The organism is Ruegeria sp. D3, assembly GCF_056534465.1.
Genome location: NZ_JBQFPK010000013.1, coordinates 116,235 through 133,065, shown reverse-complemented (window position 1 = coordinate 133,065; position 16,831 = coordinate 116,235). Strand labels below are relative to the sequence as shown.

The 16,831-nt window shown below is 57.3% G+C and carries 14 protein-coding genes and 1 pseudogene; 13 read left to right on the top strand and 2 right to left on the bottom strand.

Going from position 1 to position 16,831, the window contains the following annotated elements:
* From ACR0DX_RS18090 to ACR0DX_RS18070, 5 genes and pseudogenes are all read left to right on the top strand, one after another.
* A pseudogene (locus ACR0DX_RS18090) lies at positions 1–107 on the top strand (2-hydroxyhepta-2,4-diene-1,7-dioate isomerase); the annotation flags it as partial.
* Complete coding sequence (locus tag ACR0DX_RS18085; protein ID WP_170356324.1) at positions 104–1,393, top strand: L-fuconate dehydratase; 1,290 nt, start codon at positions 104–106, stop codon at positions 1,391–1,393. The pseudogene ACR0DX_RS18090 and the gene ACR0DX_RS18085, both read left to right, overlap by 4 nt.
* Before the next feature lie 67 nt (positions 1,394–1,460).
* Positions 1,461–2,435 carry a sialic acid TRAP transporter substrate-binding protein SiaP gene (locus ACR0DX_RS18080; RefSeq protein ID WP_170356325.1) on the top strand — a complete coding sequence of 325 codons (975 nt, stop codon included), beginning with the start codon at positions 1,461–1,463 and terminating at the stop codon, positions 2,433–2,435.
* A gap of 57 nt (positions 2,436–2,492) precedes the next feature.
* Positions 2,493–3,035 (top strand): TRAP transporter small permease, encoded by a 543-nt coding sequence (locus ACR0DX_RS18075; RefSeq protein WP_170356326.1) that lies wholly within the window; start codon positions 2,493–2,495, stop codon positions 3,033–3,035.
* Positions 3,026–4,306 (top strand): TRAP transporter large permease, encoded by a 1,281-nt coding sequence (locus ACR0DX_RS18070; RefSeq protein WP_170356327.1) that lies wholly within the window; start codon positions 3,026–3,028, stop codon positions 4,304–4,306. The genes ACR0DX_RS18075 and ACR0DX_RS18070 overlap by 10 nt, the downstream gene beginning before the upstream one ends.
* A gap of 57 nt (positions 4,307–4,363) precedes the next feature.
* Here the strand turns inward: ACR0DX_RS18070 and ACR0DX_RS18065 are convergent, their stop codons facing one another.
* A complete protein-coding gene (locus ACR0DX_RS18065) occupies positions 4,364–6,256 on the bottom strand; it encodes a DEAD/DEAH box helicase (RefSeq protein WP_170356328.1) in 1,893 nt (630 codons plus the stop codon).
* 273 nt (positions 6,257–6,529) lie between these two features.
* Complete coding sequence (locus ACR0DX_RS18060) at positions 6,530–7,282, bottom strand: TetR/AcrR family transcriptional regulator (protein WP_480846945.1); 753 nt, start codon at positions 7,280–7,282, stop codon at positions 6,530–6,532.
* Between the two features lie 139 nt (positions 7,283–7,421).
* On the opposite strand from ACR0DX_RS18060, the gene ACR0DX_RS18055 reads away from it, so the two are divergent.
* From ACR0DX_RS18055 to ACR0DX_RS18020, 8 genes are all read left to right on the top strand, one after another.
* Positions 7,422–8,528: a sugar ABC transporter substrate-binding protein gene (locus ACR0DX_RS18055; protein ID WP_170356329.1), complete on the top strand. Its 1,107-nt coding sequence runs from the start codon at positions 7,422–7,424 to the stop codon at positions 8,526–8,528.
* Between the two features lie 88 nt (positions 8,529–8,616).
* Positions 8,617–9,582, top strand: coding sequence for an ABC transporter permease (locus ACR0DX_RS18050; protein ID WP_170356330.1), 966 nt, complete (start codon positions 8,617–8,619; stop codon positions 9,580–9,582).
* Between the two features lie 10 nt (positions 9,583–9,592).
* Entirely contained in the window at positions 9,593–11,101 is a 1,509-nt protein-coding gene (locus tag ACR0DX_RS18045; protein ID WP_170356331.1) for a sugar ABC transporter ATP-binding protein, read from the top strand.
* Between the two features lie 10 nt (positions 11,102–11,111).
* A complete protein-coding gene (locus tag ACR0DX_RS18040; RefSeq protein ID WP_170356332.1) occupies positions 11,112–12,053 on the top strand; it encodes an ABC transporter permease in 942 nt (313 codons plus the stop codon).
* Positions 12,050–13,084, top strand: coding sequence for a zinc-dependent alcohol dehydrogenase (locus ACR0DX_RS18035; protein ID WP_170356333.1), 1,035 nt, complete (start codon positions 12,050–12,052; stop codon positions 13,082–13,084). Before ACR0DX_RS18040 ends, ACR0DX_RS18035 begins: the two co-directional genes overlap by 4 nt.
* Before the next feature lie 24 nt (positions 13,085–13,108).
* Positions 13,109–13,666, top strand: coding sequence for a cupin domain-containing protein (locus ACR0DX_RS18030; RefSeq protein ID WP_170356334.1), 558 nt, complete (start codon positions 13,109–13,111; stop codon positions 13,664–13,666).
* A 22-nt stretch (positions 13,667–13,688) separates the two neighbouring features.
* On the top strand, positions 13,689–15,191 hold the full coding sequence (locus tag ACR0DX_RS18025) for an aldehyde dehydrogenase family protein (protein ID WP_170356335.1): 1,503 nt from the start codon (positions 13,689–13,691) through the stop codon (positions 15,189–15,191).
* A complete protein-coding gene (locus ACR0DX_RS18020) occupies positions 15,191–16,789 on the top strand; it encodes a GMC family oxidoreductase (protein WP_480846941.1) in 1,599 nt (532 codons plus the stop codon). Before ACR0DX_RS18025 ends, ACR0DX_RS18020 begins: the two co-directional genes overlap by 1 nt.
* The last annotated feature ends 42 nt before the right edge of the window (positions 16,790–16,831 follow it).

The window sequence follows — 16,831 nt, the reverse complement described above, 5'->3', positions numbered from 1 at the left end:
TGGGCATGGGGCAAGACCCGCAAACCTATCTGAAACCCGGCGACAAGATGGAGCTGGGGATCGAGGGACTGGGCGTGCAGCGGCAGGATGTACAGGCCAGCGCATGACCCGCATCACCGGCATCCGAACCGAAGACCTGCGCTTTCCGACCTCGGACAGTCTGGACGGATCGGATGCGATGAACCCCGATCCCGACTATTCCGCCGCGTATGTGGTGCTGGAAACGGATGGTGCGCATGAGGGCCACGGCCTCACGTTCACCATTGGGCGCGGCAATGAGATCTGCGTCGCCGCGATCAAAGCGCTTGGCGCGTTGGTCAAGGGTTTGGAATTGGATTGGATCACCGAAGATATGGGCCGCTTCTGGCGTCATATCACCGGGGACAGTCAGCTGCGCTGGATCGGGCCGGACAAGGGTGCGATCCATCTGGCGACTGGCGCAGTGGTGAATGCGGCATGGGATTTGTGGGCGAAAGAGGCGGGGAAACCCGTCTGGCAATTGGTGGGTGACATGTCCCCCGAAGATATCGTGCGCCTGATCGACTTTCGCTATCTGACCGATGCGATCACCCAGGACGAGGCGCTGGCCATGCTGCGCGCCGCCGCGCCGGGCAAGGCCGACCGCATCGCCAAGCTGAAAGCTGAAGGCTATCCCTGCTACACGACTTCGGCCGGTTGGCTGGGCTATCCCGACGACAAGCTGCGCCGCCTGTGTCAGGAGGCCAAGGACGCAGGTTTTACTCACACCAAATTCAAGGTGGGCCGCGACATTGACGATGACATCCGTCGTTTGACCATCGCCCGCGAGGTTCTGGGCGAAGACATGAACATCATGATCGACGCCAATCAGGTGTGGGAGGTGGGTCAGGCCATCGAATGGGTCAAGGCCCTATCCTTTGCGCGCCCGTACTTCATCGAAGAACCCACCAGCCCCGATGACGTGTTTGGCCACAAGACGATCCGCGAAGGGGTCGCGCCAGTCAAGGTGGCGACAGGTGAGATGTGCCAGAACCGGATCATGTTTAAGCAGTTCATCAAAGAAGGCGCGATCGACATCGTTCAGATCGACAGCTGCCGGATGGGCGGGCTGAACGAGGTTCTGGCCGTCATGCTGATGGCCGCGAAATACAACTTGCCCGTCTGGCCCCATGCCGGGGGTGTGGGTCTGTGTGAATACGTCCAGCATATGTCCATGATCGATTACATCGCGATCTCGGGTGAGAAAGACAGCAAGCGGATCGAATATGTTGATCACCTGCACGAGCATTTCGTCGATCCCTGTGTGGTGAGGAACGGGGCCTATATGGCGCCGGAAAAGCCAGGGTTCTCGATCGAAATAAAACCCGAAACCATCGAAGACTTCCGCCTTTCAGAGGAACTGGCGGCGGAATGAAACAACAGCCTGACCGGGCTGAAGAAACCGGCGGGCATCTTAAATCAACCTGGAGGAACTACACTAAATGTTTAACTTTGGAAAAACGGCCTTTGGGGCCGCCTGTATTTTTGCGCTTAGCGCAACGGCTGGTCTGGCACAAGAGACCCTGCGGTTTGGCCACGTCTATGAAGCTTCGACGCCTTATCACGCAGCAGCTGTACGTGCGGCCGAGCTGTTGGAAGAAAAGACCGACGGACGCTACAAGATGGAGGTCTTCCCGGCTTCGCAACTGGGCAAAGAGGCCGCGCTGAACGAGGCGCTGTCGCTGGGTACGGTTGACGCGATCTATACCGGCGTGGCGTTTCTGGGTCAGTCCTATGGCCCGATCAGCATCTCGGACTATCCGTTCACCATGCGGTCCTATGATCACTGGAAAGCTTATGTGAACTCGGATCTGTTCAATGAAATGGCGGCAGAATACAAAAACATTTCGGGCAATACCGTTGCCGCGATGACCTATTACGGCGCGCGTCACGTGACCTCCAACAAGCCGATCCTGGCGCCCGCAGATATGGACGGGCTGAAAATCCGTACTCCGAACGCGCCTGCCTATCAGATGTTCCCCACGGCCACCGGCGCAAACCCGACACCCATGGCCTTTGCCGAAGTCTATCTGGCCCTGCAGCAAGGTGTTGTAGACGCACAGGAAAACCCGCTGCCCACCATTCAGTTCAAAAAGTTCTACGAGGTGCAGTCGAACATCAACCTGACCGGACATATCACCAACTCGCTTGCGGTTGTGGTGTCACCTGTGACGCTGGGCAAGATGGGCAATGACGGGCAGGCGCTGCTTGACGCATTGGCCGAAGCGGCCTCGAACACATCGGATGAAATTGTTCAGTCCGAGGCTGAACTGGCTGATTGGTTCCGTGAACAGGGTGTAACCGTGAACGAGGTGGATCGCGCACCTTTCATGGCCGCCGTCGCGCCGCTGTTGACGGGCAATGACGTGCCTTGGGATGCTGAGACGTTCGAACGTCTTCAGGCAATCCAGGACTAATCAAGACTGTGCCCGGCCTCGCGCCGGGCGCATTCTGACCGCACAAGGTGGCCCCGAATGACCCAGACCGAAACCCCGCCCGAGATCGACTTTGACGCGCTGGCCGCCGAAGACGACGCTCATTTCCAGAATTTCCGCATCACAATCGGAGACTACGGTCTACTGGCCCTGTTCGGTTTGCTGTTTGGCGTGGTCTTTTTGCAGTTTTTCACGCGCTATGTGCTGAACGATTCAGTCGCGTGGACGGAAGAGGCCGCGCGATATCTGCTGATCCTTCTGGGCTTTGCCGGGGCGATCCGGTGTCAGGTTGTCGGCAGCCACATCGTTTTGGAATTTGTCGACAAATACTATGGGTTCCGCCTGCGTTGGGTCCATATCTTTGCGCTGGCGGCAACCTTCGTTTTGTTTGCCGTGATCATGTGGTCCGCGTGGGAGCTGATCCAGAGGACATCGTTCCAGCAAATGGTCTCATTGCCTTTCCCGAAATACTACCTGCACGCATGCGTCATGGCCTTAGCCGGGGCAAACCTGTGCGTCGTCGCCTGGCAGATTTTCTCGCGTTTGAAGCAGATTGCAAAAGGTGAAGACAAATGGGTCTGACTATTCTGTTCGTTTCGCTGTTTGGCCTGATGCTGCTGCGGGTGCCGATCGCTTTCTCGCTCGCGCTGTCCTCGTTTGCTTACATTTTGTATTCTGGCCTGCCACCGGTTCTGTTGATGCATAACATGGTCAATGGCATGGACAGCTTCCCGCTGCTTGCCATTCCTTTCTTTATCCTCGCGGGCGCATTGATGAACTCGGCCGGGATCACCGCGCGGATCTTCGGATTTGCGCGCGCCATCGTCGGCTGGATGCATGGCGGGCTGGGCCACGTGAATGTGGGTGCCAGCATCATATTTGCGGGCATGTCCGGCGCTGCCGTGGCCGACGCTGGCGGACTGGGTGCGATCGAGATCAAGGCCATGCGTGAGGCCGGCTATGATGATGATTTTAGCGTCGGGGTCACTGCCGCTTCGTCGACCATCGGGCCGATCATCCCGCCGTCCTTGCCGCTGGTGATCTTTGGCGTCATGGCGTCGGTGTCGATTGGCAAGCTGTTTGTGGCCGGGATCGTTCCGGGGTTGTTGATGGCAGCGGCGCTGTCGGCGATGATCTGGTGGATGTCACGCACACGCAACTATCCACGTGATGTCAGCTTTAGCCCCTCGGTCATCGTCACCCGGTTTCGGGCCGCGTTCCTGCCGCTGATGACACCGGTCATCATCGTGGGCGGCATCGTCTCGGGGGCGTTCACTCCGACAGAGGCCGCTATCGGGGCTGCCGCCTATGCGCTGTTTCTGGGCACCATCGTCTATCGCACCCTGACTCCGCGCAAGCTGGCGGTGATCTCGCTGGAAACCATCGAGACGACGGCTGCGATCATGATGATCGTCGGCGCGGCCTCGGTGTTCGCATGGATCCTGACCGCCAATCAGGTCGCCGCGCATTTCGCAGAATTTGTGCTGTCATTTACCGACAGCAAGGCCGTTGTGCTGCTGTTGATCATGGCGGTTGTGCTGGTCGTGGGCCTTTTCATGGAGACCATCGCGGCGATTTCCATCCTCGTGCCGGTGCTGATGCCGGTGGCGGCACAGTTCGGGATTGATCCGGTGCATCTGGGCATCATCGTAATCTTGAACCTGATGCTGGGTCTGCTGACCCCGCCGGTGGGCATGGTGTTGTTCGTGCTGTCGCGCGTCTCGAAGGTGCCATTCGAACAATGCGTCCGCGCCACGTTACCGTTTCTGGTGCCGTTGTTGGCGGTCTTGCTGTTGCTGACCTTCGTACCTTCGCTGGTTCTGTGGTTACCGAACCTTTTGTACGGCTCGTAAGGAGCGTTCAGGCGTTTAGTCAAGTTTTGAGCCGGCCGTTGATTGCCGGCTCGAACTTTACTTGGACCGCCTTGGCATCGCATTGCCGCCTTTTGCCGCTGCAACGCGCGCTCGATTTTTCTTGCTGCTCGGTTTGCCCTTTGGTGGCGGCGGGCCTTTTGGGCGACGCGGAGGTTTGGCCGCCTGATCGCCAGCCTTGCCAGAGTCGCGCTTGGGTTTAGCGTCGGTTTTCGGCGTGTCAGAGGACTTTCGCTCGGGCTTCTTCCACGCCTTGGCTGGTTTAGGCTCGACACTGCGCGGGGGCTTTTTGCCGGTTTTGGTAAATCCTTTCTTGCTCTTTTCGCCTCGCTTTAGGCCGGGTTTGCCCGTTGCGTGGAAATCGGGGGCGGCGTCCAGCTGAACGATTGCCTTTGTACCCTCAATCGTCATCTCGTGACCGATGGCCTCCAGAAATCCCGCAACGCTGCTTTCGCGGATTTCGATATAAGTCTCGGTCTCAGCGATGCGGATCGCTCCGACGTCCAATTTGGTAATGTTGCCCGCTTTGCATATCATCGGCAGCAGGTATCTTGGAGACGCGTTTTCGTTGCGTCCCTCGGATAATGCAAACCAGACGCTCGGGCCGAACGGAGCGCTTGGTTTGGGTCCAGCTTCTTTGACTTCGTTTAGTTCCTCGGGCGCAGAATGTTGTCGCGCGTATTGACGGACATAAGCCGCGGCAAGTTGTTCTGGTGAGAACTTCGACAGCAATTCATCCACGGAGTTACGTTCAGAGGCGGAGATGTCTAATTGCCAGTCGTCTGAGTTGAACATTCTCTGCACGTCTTGTGCGCTCACCTCTTCGGCGGAGGGTGCGGCGCCCCATTCAGCCGTCAGCTTGGCGAATTTGAGCAGCCGCTGAGCCTTTTTAAATGAAGCCGGGGGAACGATTAGTGCGCTGACGCCTTTGCGCCCCGCGCGCCCGGTCCGGCCAGAACGGTGCAATAGGGTTTCATGACTGTTTGGCAGTTCAGCATGGATCACCAGATCCAGGTTTGGCAGATCAATCCCGCGCGCGGCAACATCTGTGGCGACGCAAACACGGGCGCGTCCGTCGCGCATGGCTTGCAGGGCATTGGAACGTTCACTCTGTGTCAACTCGCCTGACAGCGCGACTACGGGGAACCCGCGGTTCGACAATCTGGCGGTCAGACGGCTAACCATGGCACGCGTGTTGCAAAAGACGATTGCGTTAGGGGCTTCGTGATACCGCAGCACGTTAATCATGGCGTTTTCGCCGTCGCGTGGGGCGACGCTCATGGCTTTGTATTCGATATCGGCGTGTTGTGTACGCTCGCTGACGGTGCTGACACGCTGAGCGTCTTGTTGGTATCGTGTTGCCAAGCTAACGATGGCGCGTGGCACGGTCGCAGAGAACAAAAGGGTCTGACGGTCGGTTGGGGTTTGCTCGAGAATGAACTCCAGATCTTCGCGGAACCCGAGGTCCAGCATCTCGTCAGCTTCGTCCAGAACTACGGCGCGGACGCTTGTTAGATCTATCGAGCCGCGCATGATGTGGTCCCGCAAGCGCCCCGGTGTCGCCACCACGATATGCGCGCCTCGGGACAGGGCCCGGCGTTCATCCCGCATATCCATGCCGCCAACGCAGGACGTGATGTAGGCACCGGCATCCGCGTAAAGCCACCCCAGCTCTCGCTTAACCTGCATTGCAAGTTCTCGGGTCGGTGCGATGACCAAGGCCAAGGGCGTATCCGCTGTGTCAAACGCCTGCGCATCGCCCAGAATGGTTGGGGCAATCGCCAAACCGAATCCGATGGTCTTACCCGATCCGGTCTGTGCCGATACCAACATATCCCGCATCTGTAGTTCGGGCGCGGTGACGGCCTGTTGGACGGGGGTCAGAGTGTCGTATCCCTTGCGCTTCAGCGCAGTTTCGAGCGTTTGTTTCATGGTTCAGCTTTCCTGGGTGATGCTGTCACCCTCAGAGCGTCCAACACACGGATCATAATCGAAGCGCTGCTCATACCGACAGAAGCTGAGGATGTATAGAGCGGAAAATGTGCGGCCCGACCGCTTGCGAACCTCGGAGCCTGTTTGCGCAACAGGTGGGTTTTCGCAATCATAGAAGGTTGGTCACCATTCAAAGTGATTGGCAAGAACTTGTTTCTTCAAAGCCGCACTGCAAAAGATTTAAGGCCGAAAGCGACTAGTCAGAAGCGGTTCTCAATTCCCCTGTGAGTCAGCTCGAACCAATCTCAAAACAGTTTCAATGTTGAAGGCCAAACGTTCGTCCAGCGCCTTTTCTTCCATAAGATCGCGCCCGAACAGAAACGAGCCCGTATGCCGGTTTGTCAGGTAATAATAGCCGATCGCCGCGATCGTGATATTCAACTGAGCAGCGTCGATGCCGCTTCTGAACTCACCTGTAGCCTGTCCCTTGACCAGGATTTCGTCCACCATTCCAACCAGACCGCGCATAGTTTCTGGCAGGTTATCAAGCGACTTTATGTGTCGCGCGCCATGCAGGTTTTCGCTGTTAACCAGTGTAATAAATTCAGGATTATCAAGATAATACTGCCAAGTGAACCGCACCAGAGTTTCCAGTGCATCAGTCGGGGACAAATCTTCAAGGTTCAATTCCCGCTCGGCCTTGCGGATATCCAGATAGGCTTCCTCCAATACGGTTCGAAACAGGTCTTCCTTACTGCCAAAGTAGTGGTACAGCATGCGTTTGTTAGCTTCCGCCAGTTCGGCGATTTCATCAACGCGTGCGCCACCCAGACCCCGTTTGGCAAACTCACTCTTTGCGGCCATCAGGATTCTGGACTTGGTCGCCTCGGCGTCTCTTTTCTTTTTTGTTTTCGGTATTTCGGCCACGGCTAAACCCTTCTGATGAACCTTTCTATTACTCTGATGAGCCGCAGAGGTGTAGCCACATCTGTTTTGAATGAGCGTTTGCCCCCTGTTTTCCATCATTCTTAACGCTTGACACATCATTTCGTAAAGAAGTAACTAGTTAGTGCATTAAAGGCGTGCATAGCCGCGATCAATGCCGCGCGTCCGAACCGGGTCATCAATCGCGGACCCAAGGTGCAGATCGTAATGGGAGGAAAATATGTCGTTCATCAAAAACTATATCGCGCAGGAAACGATAACCCGTCGTAACCTGTTGCTGGCATCAGCGTATGGTGTTGGCGGTGCAGCAATCTCTAGCATGTTGGGTGGTATGGCGCGTGCTGCCATCACGGACCCAACTGTTGCTTGGTCTTATCGCAATCGCACGAACCCATATTGGAATGAGATCGTGTCCGGCGGCGAGGCTTTTGTCGAAAGTCTGGGTAAACCCAAGGATTTCCTGACGCACCTGATCAACGAAGGCTCATCTGAGAAATCGCTGGCGGATGTAAAAGCGCTGTTGTCCAAGACAAATGGCGAACTCGCGTTGGCCATCGACACCAACGATGCTCCGAATGCGCGTCCGGTTGTGGAATCCTGTGTCGAAGCAGGGGCCTATGTTTCGACCCTGTGGAACAAGACCGACGACCTGCACCCCTGGGATTTCGGCGACAACTATGTCAGCCACATGAGCTGGTCCGACGAAGGCCCGGCCGAGCAAACCGCGCGCATTCTATTGGATGCCATGGGCGGTTCCGGTGGCGTTGTTCATCTGGGCGGTATCGCCTCGAATAACCCAGCGATCGAGCGGCTGGCCGGTCTGAAGAACGCGTTGAAAGACTACCCGAATGCCGAGTTGCTGGCGGCAGAGCCCGCCGACTGGGATACGCAGAAAGCCAATCAGGTCATGAGCGCGTTCCTCACCCGGTATGGGGATGACATCAAGGGTGTTCACTGCGCCAATGACACCATTGCTTACGGCGTGCTCGAGGCCCTGCGCGCGGAAGGCATCGAAGATATGCCCATCGTATCCTATGATGGTAACCCGCAGGCGGTTGAGCTGGTGGGCGAGGGCAAGATCCTGGCCACCGTCTTCACCAACCCGCACTGGGGTGGCGGTATCACGGCGGCATTGGCGTATTACGCGGCTACGGGTCACTTCAAACCCTCTGACGAACCAAACGAACACCGCGAATTCTATGGCCCGACCATCATGGTCCGCCCAGAAGACGCCCAAGCGTTCAAGGCCGAGTATCTGGACAGTGTCCCGACCTATGATTGGAAAGATTTCTGGTCCACGTCGAACGGTCAAATTCAATACAAATAATGTGATTGCGAGCCGGTCTCAGAGCCGGCTCGTACATTCGGGTTCGACTTGATCGACCACCACCAGTTCACTCAGTGGGAGTAAGCACGTGAGCAATGTGCTGACACGGGATGTTCTGATCAAATGGGCGCCCCTGATCGTCCTTTTGGTTTTGGTCCTGTTCTTTACGGCGATGGAGCCGCGCTTTTTTTCACTGCGCAACTTTGCGCGGATCGGAATTTCTTCGGCGCCGGCGCTGATGGTTGCTATTGGCGTGACTTTCATCATCATCATGGGATCGATCGACTTGTCGATGGAGGGCACAGTTTCGGTTTGTGCCGTGGTGTTTGCTTTTGCTTTCATAGCTTTGGGTGGCACGTTGGCGTCGTGGGCGTGGCTTGCCATCCCTCTGGCCTTGCTTGTCGGCGGGGCAATCGGGTTGGTGAACGGGCTTGTGCATGTCTTGCTGAAGATACCGTCGTTTATGGCGTCTCTGGCGATGGGTTTCGTCGGCACTGGTTTCGCGCTGCTGCTGACAGGGGGCGACCGCATCCGAGTGGAGGACGACCTGTTCCGTTCGCTGCTGACCGAGCGTTGGTTCGGATTTCCCATCATGTGCTATGTCGCACTTCTGTTTCTACTGATCGCTTGGTTCATCCAGTCCCGCACGACACTGGGCCGTAACTTCTATGCTGTTGGCGGGGGCGAGGAACTGGCTCATGCTTCGGGCCTAAACGTCAACCGCGTGCGGATCATGGGGTTTGCACTGGCCGGTGTCTTTTATGCGGTCGGCGCGTTGTTGGCCGTGGGGCGGATCGGTATTGCCGAGACAGCGACGGGGTCGAATTTCATGTTCGTGTCGATCACCTCGGTTGTGGTGGGTGGAACTGCTCTGTGGGGCGGGATCGGCGGTGTCTGGAATACGCTGATCGGTGTGTTGATCGTGAATGTCATTAACAACGGCATGGTTGTGATCGGGTTGCCCGGCTACGTGCAAGACGGTGTTCTGGGCATATTGGTCATCGCCGCGGTGGTTCTGTCGACCGACCGCAAATCCGTAACCTTCGTGAAATAGGGGCGGGCAGATGTACGAACTGATCAATGTCGACAAGAAATTCCCCGGCGTCCACGCTCTGAAATCCGTGGACTTCAAGATCGGGCGCGGCGAGATCGTGGGCCTCGTTGGCGAAAACGGTGCGGGCAAATCCACCCTGATGAAGGTCATCTATGGGGCATACCAACCCGACGGCGGCGACATCACCATCGACGGCACTAAGGTTCGGTTCCAGAACCCGCGTCAGGCGATGGATCACGGTATCGGCATGGTGTTTCAGGAACAATCGCTGATAACCAACCTGACCGTGATGGAGAACATCTTTCTGGGGTTTGAGCAGCAATTCGTGAGCTACGGCGTTATCAACTGGAAAGCCATGGCAGAGGCCGCGCGCAAGCAACTGGCTAAGGTCAAACTGGACATCGATCCGGCGATGACAACGTCGAAACTATCCTTTGCACAGCGCCAGCTGGTGGAACTGGCCAAGGTGCTGACCCTTGAAGAACGGATCGACGGCGATCTGGTCATCCTGCTGGACGAACCGACCTCAGTTTTGGCAAAGGAAGAGGTCGAGTTGTTGTTCTCGCTTGTGCGTGAGCTGACAAAACGGGCGTCGTTCATCTTTGTCAGCCACCGAATGGACGAGGTTCTGGACCTGTCCGACCGTATCTATGTGATGAAAGACGGCGAAGTTGTAGACGTCGTCGCCCATGACGATGCGAATGTTGATGCGATCCAACACAAGATGGTCGGGCGCGATGTCGACAAGGAATATTACCGCGAGCAGAAGCAAAAACCTTATCAGGTTGAGGAACAGCCGCTGGTTGCCTTCCAGAACGTGACTGCAACGGGAAAGTACTCGGACATTTCATTCGATCTGCGCCCCGGCGAGGTTTTGTGTCTGGTCGGTACCGAAGGCTCGGGACGCGAGGCGATTTTGCGCACGATCTTTGGGCTCGAAACTCCATCTACCGGTGCCGTAAGCATCAAGGGCGTGCCCGTCAGCAAATTCAACGCGCAAGTCGGGGTCGCAAACGGCGTTGGTTACATCCCTCGCGAACGCAAGGTTGAAGGGATCGTCGCAGGCATGAGCGTTTATGAAAACATGACGCTCAGCCAGATGGGAAACTATGCCAATTCGGGCGTGTTGCGGATTGGTGAGGAAAAAACGCTGGCTCGCCAATGGATCGATCGTTTGGCGATCAAGACACCAGATGTCTACAAGGATTGTGGCGGGTTGTCGGGCGGCAACCAGCAAAAGGTTGTGCTGGCCAAATGGCGCTCGGCCGGGTCCGATATTATCCTGCTGGATCACCCAACGCGCGGTCTGGATATCGGCGCCAAAGAAGATGTCTATGACATGGTACGCGAGATGTCGGATGACGGCGTCGGTATCATTCTGGTCGCTGACACTTTGGAAGAGGCCATTGGCCTGAGCCACACGATTATCGTCCTGAAGGACGGTATCGCCCAGAAACGTTTCGATTGCAGCCCAGGGGACAAACCGTCGCTGTATGACCTTGTCCATCACATGATCTGAGGGCGAACACATGAGTTTTGAACGTATCAAACCGCATTTGCCCTGGATCACTCTGTTGGTTCTGGTTCTGGTTGTCGGGGCTGCAGATTCCAACTTTTTGCGCCCTTCCAACTTGATTTCGATGGCGGCGGATATCGTGCCGCTGTTCATCATGGCGCTTGGCATGACGTTCGCGATCTATATCGGAGGGATAGATTTGTCTGCGCAGTCGGTTGCCAACATGACCACAGTCGTGGCCACGATTGCCTTGCCAACCTTTGGCATTGGTGCCGCGTTGATCTGCATTCTAGCCGGTGTTGTTCTGGGCGGGGTTTCGGGCTTTGTCACGACGCGTCTATTTGTGCCGTCCTTTATCTCGACCCTTGCGGTTGGCGGCATCGCCTTTTCCGCCGCACAATACATGTCAGGGCAGCGCGCGCTGTTCATGGACGCTTCGCTTCGGGATTCGACCTTTGGTTGGATGACCGGATCGCTGGCGGGCATCCCCAGCGAATTGTTCATCGCCGCCGCGTTGGTTCTGGGTGCATGGTTCCTGCAATCACGCACCACCTTTGGCCGTGCGCTCAAGGCTGTGGGGGCGGGGGAACCTGCCGCCGTGGCCTCGGGCCTGAATGTCAATCGCATCAAGATCATGGCGTTCGCTCTGTCCGGTGGACTGGCGGCGATTGCGGGCTTGCTGTTTGCAGTGAAATTGTCCGGAGGCTCTCCCACTCTGGCAAACGGGTTCCTGCTGCCTGCGATCGTCGCGGTTTTGGTGGGTGGGACACCGCTGACCGGTGGTGTGGGCGGAGTGATCAACACCCTGATTGGCACTCTGATCGTGGCTGTGATCCGGTCTTCGATGCTTTATTTTGAGGTCGACGCGACGCAACAGCAGATGGTGTTTGGCCTTATTCTGATTGTGGCCATCGCACTGACCATCGACCGAACCAAGCTGAGGGTTGTGAAATGACCCCGACCATGCGAGCGGCGGTGCTGACCGAACCCGGTCGGTTCGAGGTCACTGACGTCGCACGCCCCAACCCAGGCCGGGGTGAAGTTCTGGTTCGCATCATACGGGTCGGGATTTGCGGGACCGACATGCATATCTTTAACGGCCACTACGCGGCCGACAGCCTGCCCCTGATACCCGGTCATGAATTTACGGGCACAATTGCCGAGTTGGGCGAAGGCGTAGCCGGCCTGACGGTTGGTGCGCCGGTTGTGGTCGATATGAATATCGGTTGCGGCACATGCTATTGGTGCCGCCGGAATGAAATCCTGAACTGCCCCGAGATGCAGCAGATGGGTATCACCATGGATGGCGCCTTTGCCGAATACATCTGCGTCCCCGCGCGCCTTGTTATTCCAGCTCCGCAGGACACAGCTGCCGAAGTGTTGGCGTTGACCGAACCTTTGGCCTGTGTTGTGCGCTGTGCTCGTAAAGCCAACATCACATTCGGCCAGTCGGTCGTGGTGCTGGGCGCGGGCCCCATCGGTAACCTGCACGTACAACTCTTGCGCACGATCGGGGCGGCGCCGATCATCGTTGCGGATTTGTCCAAGGCGCGTGTGAACATGGCGCTCGAGGTCGGAGCGGATGTTGGTGTCACCGATCCAGACCAACTGGAACAGGTGGTCAGGGATCATACGGATGGGCGCGGTGCTGATGTGGTGATCGAAAGCGTTGGCCTGCCTGCTCTTTATAAACAGGCCACCAAACTGGCTCGAAAAGGGGGTCATATCGCGGCCTTTGGACTGACTGGTGCAGGAGAGACCCTGCCTGTCGATATCCTGCAAACCATCCTGCAAGAGAATTCGATCAAAGGTTCTGTCGCTGGGATGGGGCAGGATATGCATGACGCGCTGACCCTGTTGACCCACGGTCGGATAAAAACTGAACGCTTTATCCAAGCGATTTATCCGCTGGATCGCATTCAGGAAGCCTTCGACAGTTTCCAGGATCGTCCGACTGATCTGAAAACCCAAATAACGATGACGTAAACGCCAGAGAGGGAGGAGCTCAGCATGACCGTCGAAGTCTATACATCCAAACCAGAAGGCATGATCCCAAACAGCCGTTTTCCCCTGCTGATCCATCGAGGAGCGATCCCAGGTGGCGGCGTGGATGCCGTCAAGGCCCGGTTCCGCGCAAATGGCTGGGGCAACAACTGGGAATACCCGGGCGTTTACGAGTACCCGCATTTCCATTCGACATCTCATGAATGTCTGGGATGTGCGCAAGGCTGGATGGAGTTTAACCTATCTGTGGAAGGTTGGACTCGGGTCCGGATCGAGGCTGGCGATGTTATCGTCATGCCTGCGGGTGTCAGTCATGAGATGGTCGGACGATCCGACGACATCATGATGTGTGGCGGTTACGCCGGGGGCCGCGACTGGGACAATATTCAAGAGGCTTTTTTGACTCCGGAAATGTTCCAGGCGGCCGCCAAACGGATCATGATGCTGCCGATTCCGGATAAAGACCCTGCGACCGGTGAAATTCTGCACCAATGGCATGACGCGCCGTCCTCGGTGGATGGTGGGTGGAACGATTTCCGCGATGGCCTGGACGCCTCAGCCTGACGCATTTTTTGGAGCCCCAACAATGGACCAAAACGCACAGATACTTACACCGCCTTCCGAGCCCCGTGAATTTGGGTTCTTCATGGACGGCAAATGGGTTCCCGCCGGTGATCGCGACGTGTTCGAGCGGTCCTCGCCGGGTCATGGCGTGCCGGTCACGCGCATCCCGCGCTGCAACGAGGATGATATGAACGAGATCGTCGCATCGGCGCGCACGGCGTTCGATGATCGCCGCTGGTGCGGGTTGTCCGGGTCTGACCGCGCGGTTGTTTTATTGAAAGCGGCCGATCTGATCCGCCAGCGCACCGATGAGATCGCCTATTGGGAAACGTTGGAGAACGGCAAGCCCATCGCGCAGGCGCGGGGCGAGATTGGCGGTTGCGTTGGTATGTTCGAATTCGCTGCCGGTCTGGCGCGAGCTTTGCATGGGGAGAGTTTCAACAACAGCGGCGATGGCGCGTTGGGCATTGTCACCCGTGAGCCGGTTGGCGTTGTCGGTCTGATCACGCCTTGGAACTTCCCTTTCCTCATCCTGTGCGAGCGGGTGCCGTATATTCTGGCCTCTGGTTGCACCATTGTCGCAAAACCCTCTGAAGTGACAAGCGCAACGACTCTGCTGTTGGCCGAAATCCTGTCCGAGGCGGGCTTGCCGGATGGTGTGTTCAATGTGGTCACCGGATCAGGCAGCGTGATCGGCCAGAAGCTGGCGGAACACATGGATGTGGATATGCTGTCCTTTACCGGCTCGACCGCTGTTGGCCGCTCGGTCGTTGCGGCGGCGGGGCAGAGCAATTTTAAAAAGCTGGGGTTGGAACTGGGCGGTAAGAACCCGCAGATTGTCTTTGCTGATGCGGACCTTGAAGATGCAGCCGATGGTGTGGCCTTCGGCATCGCGTTCAACACCGGCCAGTGTTGCGTTTCCGGTGCGCGCCTTTTGGTCGAACGCTCGATTGCAGAAAAGTTTGCAGGCATGGTCGCTGACAAACTGCGCAAGGTTCGCGTGGGCGATCCGTTGGACGAGCGCACCCAGGCGGGCGCGATCACGACAGACGCGCAGAACCGCACCATTCTGTCCTACATCGCCAAGGGTCAGGAAGAGGGCGCGACCCTGCTGATCGGGGGCGGAACGCCCGAAATCTCGGGCGGGCAATATATCGACCCGGTGGTATTCACTGATGTGACCAACGACATGGCCATAGCGCGCGAAGAGATTTTCGGCCCGGTTCTGGTTGTGATCCCGTTTGATACGATTGACGAAGCGATCTCGATTGCCAACGATACTGAATACGGTCTGGCGGCAAGTGTTTGGACGAAGAATATCGACAAGGCGCTGATCATCTCTCGCCGCGTTCAAGCCGGACGGTTCTGGGTCAACACAACTTTGGCTGGTGGGCCCGAACTGCCGATTGGCGGGTTCAAGGCGTCCGGTTGGGGCCGCGAGGCCGGGATGCACGGCGTCGAGGAATATACGCAGATCAAGTCGATCCATGTCGAGATCGGCAAACGGTCGCATTGGGTAGAGTAATGGCAAACGGATTTGACTATATCATCGTTGGTGGCGGATCAGCGGGCTGTGTTTTGGCCAATCGCCTGACCGAAGACGGCGCCGTCAGGGTGCTGCTGCTGGAGGCGGGCGGAAAGGACAATCACCCGTTGATCCACATGCCTGTGGGCTTTGCCAAGATGACGGACGGGCCGCATACGTGGGGTCTTAACACCGTCCCGCAAGTCAACGCCAATAACCGCGAGATCCCCTATGCTCAGGGCCGGGTGATCGGTGGTGGAAGCTCGATCAATGCCGAGGTGTTCACGCGCGGCAACCCGGTCGACTATGACCGTTGGGCCAATGAGGAAGGGTGCGAGGGTTGGGCCTTCAAGGACATCCAGAAATACTTCATTCGCTCCGAACGCAATGCGATCCTGTCCGGCGACTGGCACGGGACCGAAGGGCTTTTGGGTGTGTCCAACATCCCGGACCCGCAAGAGATGACCCGCGCGTTTGTGCGATCGTGCCAAGAGGCGGGCATCCCGTATAACCCGGACTTCAACGGGGCGGTTCAGGAAGGGGCAGGCGTTTACCAGACGACCACCTGGAACGCGAAACGCTGCTCGGCTGCTGTAGGATATCTGAAACCAGCGATGTCGCGCGGGAACCTGACGGTCAAAACTGGGTGTCAGGTGCATCGGATCGTCATCGAAAATGGCCGGGCGACCGGTGTTGAATTCGATCAGGGCGGACAGGTTGAAACCGCATCGGCGGGTCAGGAAGTGCTGGTCACTTCGGGCGCCATTGGAACACCCAAGCTGATGATGCTGTCAGGCGTCGGTCCCTCTGCGCATCTGCGCAAGCACGGGATCGAGGTGAAGCAAGACTTGCCCGGTGTAGGTGAGAACCTGAACGACCATTTCGGCATCGATATCGTGGCCGAACTGAACGGGCATTATAGTCTGGACAAGTACAACAAGCCTCATTGGGCGGCTTGGGCAGGAATACAGTATTTCCTGTTCGGATCGGGGCCAGTGACCTCGAACGTGGTTGAGGGCGGGGCGTTTTGGTATGGCGACAACAGGGCCCCCGTGCCGGATTTGCAATTTCATTTCCTTGCAGGTGCCGGTGCCGAGGCCGGAGTGCCCAGCGTGCCCAAGGGCAGCTCGGGCATCACGCTAAACTCGTACACTGTCCGTCCCAAGGCGCGCGGCACCGTACGTCTGCGGTCGAACAAGGTCGAGGATATGCCGCTGGTCGATCCCAATTTCCTGGGTCACCCGGATGATCTGAAAATCTCAGTCGAAGGGGTGAAGCACAGTGTCGAGATTTTCCGGCAGAATAGTCTGCAAAACTATATTCGTAAGATCCACTTCCCGGATGACACTGTGAAAACACAGGCCGAGTACGAGGCCTATGCCCGTCAATATGGCCGGACGTCTTATCACCCGACATGTACCTGTAAAATGGGTGTGGATGAGATGGCGGTCGTTGACCCGCAAATGCGGGTGCGCGGGATTGACGGGCTGCGGATCTGCGACAGTTCAGCCATGCCCAGCCTGATTGGGTCTAACACGAACGCACCGACGATCATGATGGCCGAAAAAGCGGCGGACATGATCCGGGGCAATCACTGAAATCGATTTACCTCCCTGAACTGGCGGCGCCTTGAATGGGCG

What these genes read in the sequence shown, in the direction of transcription:
- ACR0DX_RS18065 (WP_170356328.1), bottom strand. Translation starts at nt 6,256, where the DNA reads ATGAAACAAACGCTCGAAACTGCGCTGAAGCGCAAGGGATACGACACT.
- ACR0DX_RS18075 (WP_170356326.1), top strand. Translation starts at nt 2,493, where the DNA reads ATGACCCAGACCGAAACCCCGCCCGAGATCGACTTTGACGCGCTGGCC.
- ACR0DX_RS18025 (WP_170356335.1), top strand. Translation starts at nt 13,689, where the DNA reads ATGGACCAAAACGCACAGATACTTACACCGCCTTCCGAGCCCCGTGAA.
- ACR0DX_RS18085 (WP_170356324.1), top strand. Translation starts at nt 104, where the DNA reads ATGACCCGCATCACCGGCATCCGAACCGAAGACCTGCGCTTTCCGACC.
- ACR0DX_RS18040 (WP_170356332.1), top strand. Translation starts at nt 11,112, where the DNA reads ATGAGTTTTGAACGTATCAAACCGCATTTGCCCTGGATCACTCTGTTG.
- ACR0DX_RS18030 (WP_170356334.1), top strand. Translation starts at nt 13,109, where the DNA reads ATGACCGTCGAAGTCTATACATCCAAACCAGAAGGCATGATCCCAAAC.
- ACR0DX_RS18080 (WP_170356325.1), top strand. Translation starts at nt 1,461, where the DNA reads ATGTTTAACTTTGGAAAAACGGCCTTTGGGGCCGCCTGTATTTTTGCG.
- ACR0DX_RS18020 (WP_480846941.1), top strand. Translation starts at nt 15,191, where the DNA reads ATGGCAAACGGATTTGACTATATCATCGTTGGTGGCGGATCAGCGGGC.
- ACR0DX_RS18035 (WP_170356333.1), top strand. Translation starts at nt 12,050, where the DNA reads ATGACCCCGACCATGCGAGCGGCGGTGCTGACCGAACCCGGTCGGTTC.
- ACR0DX_RS18045 (WP_170356331.1), top strand. Translation starts at nt 9,593, where the DNA reads ATGTACGAACTGATCAATGTCGACAAGAAATTCCCCGGCGTCCACGCT.
- ACR0DX_RS18055 (WP_170356329.1), top strand. Translation starts at nt 7,422, where the DNA reads ATGTCGTTCATCAAAAACTATATCGCGCAGGAAACGATAACCCGTCGT.
- ACR0DX_RS18060 (WP_480846945.1), bottom strand. Translation starts at nt 7,282, where the DNA reads ATGATGGAAAACAGGGGGCAAACGCTCATTCAAAACAGATGTGGCTAC.
- ACR0DX_RS18070 (WP_170356327.1), top strand. Translation starts at nt 3,026, where the DNA reads ATGGGTCTGACTATTCTGTTCGTTTCGCTGTTTGGCCTGATGCTGCTG.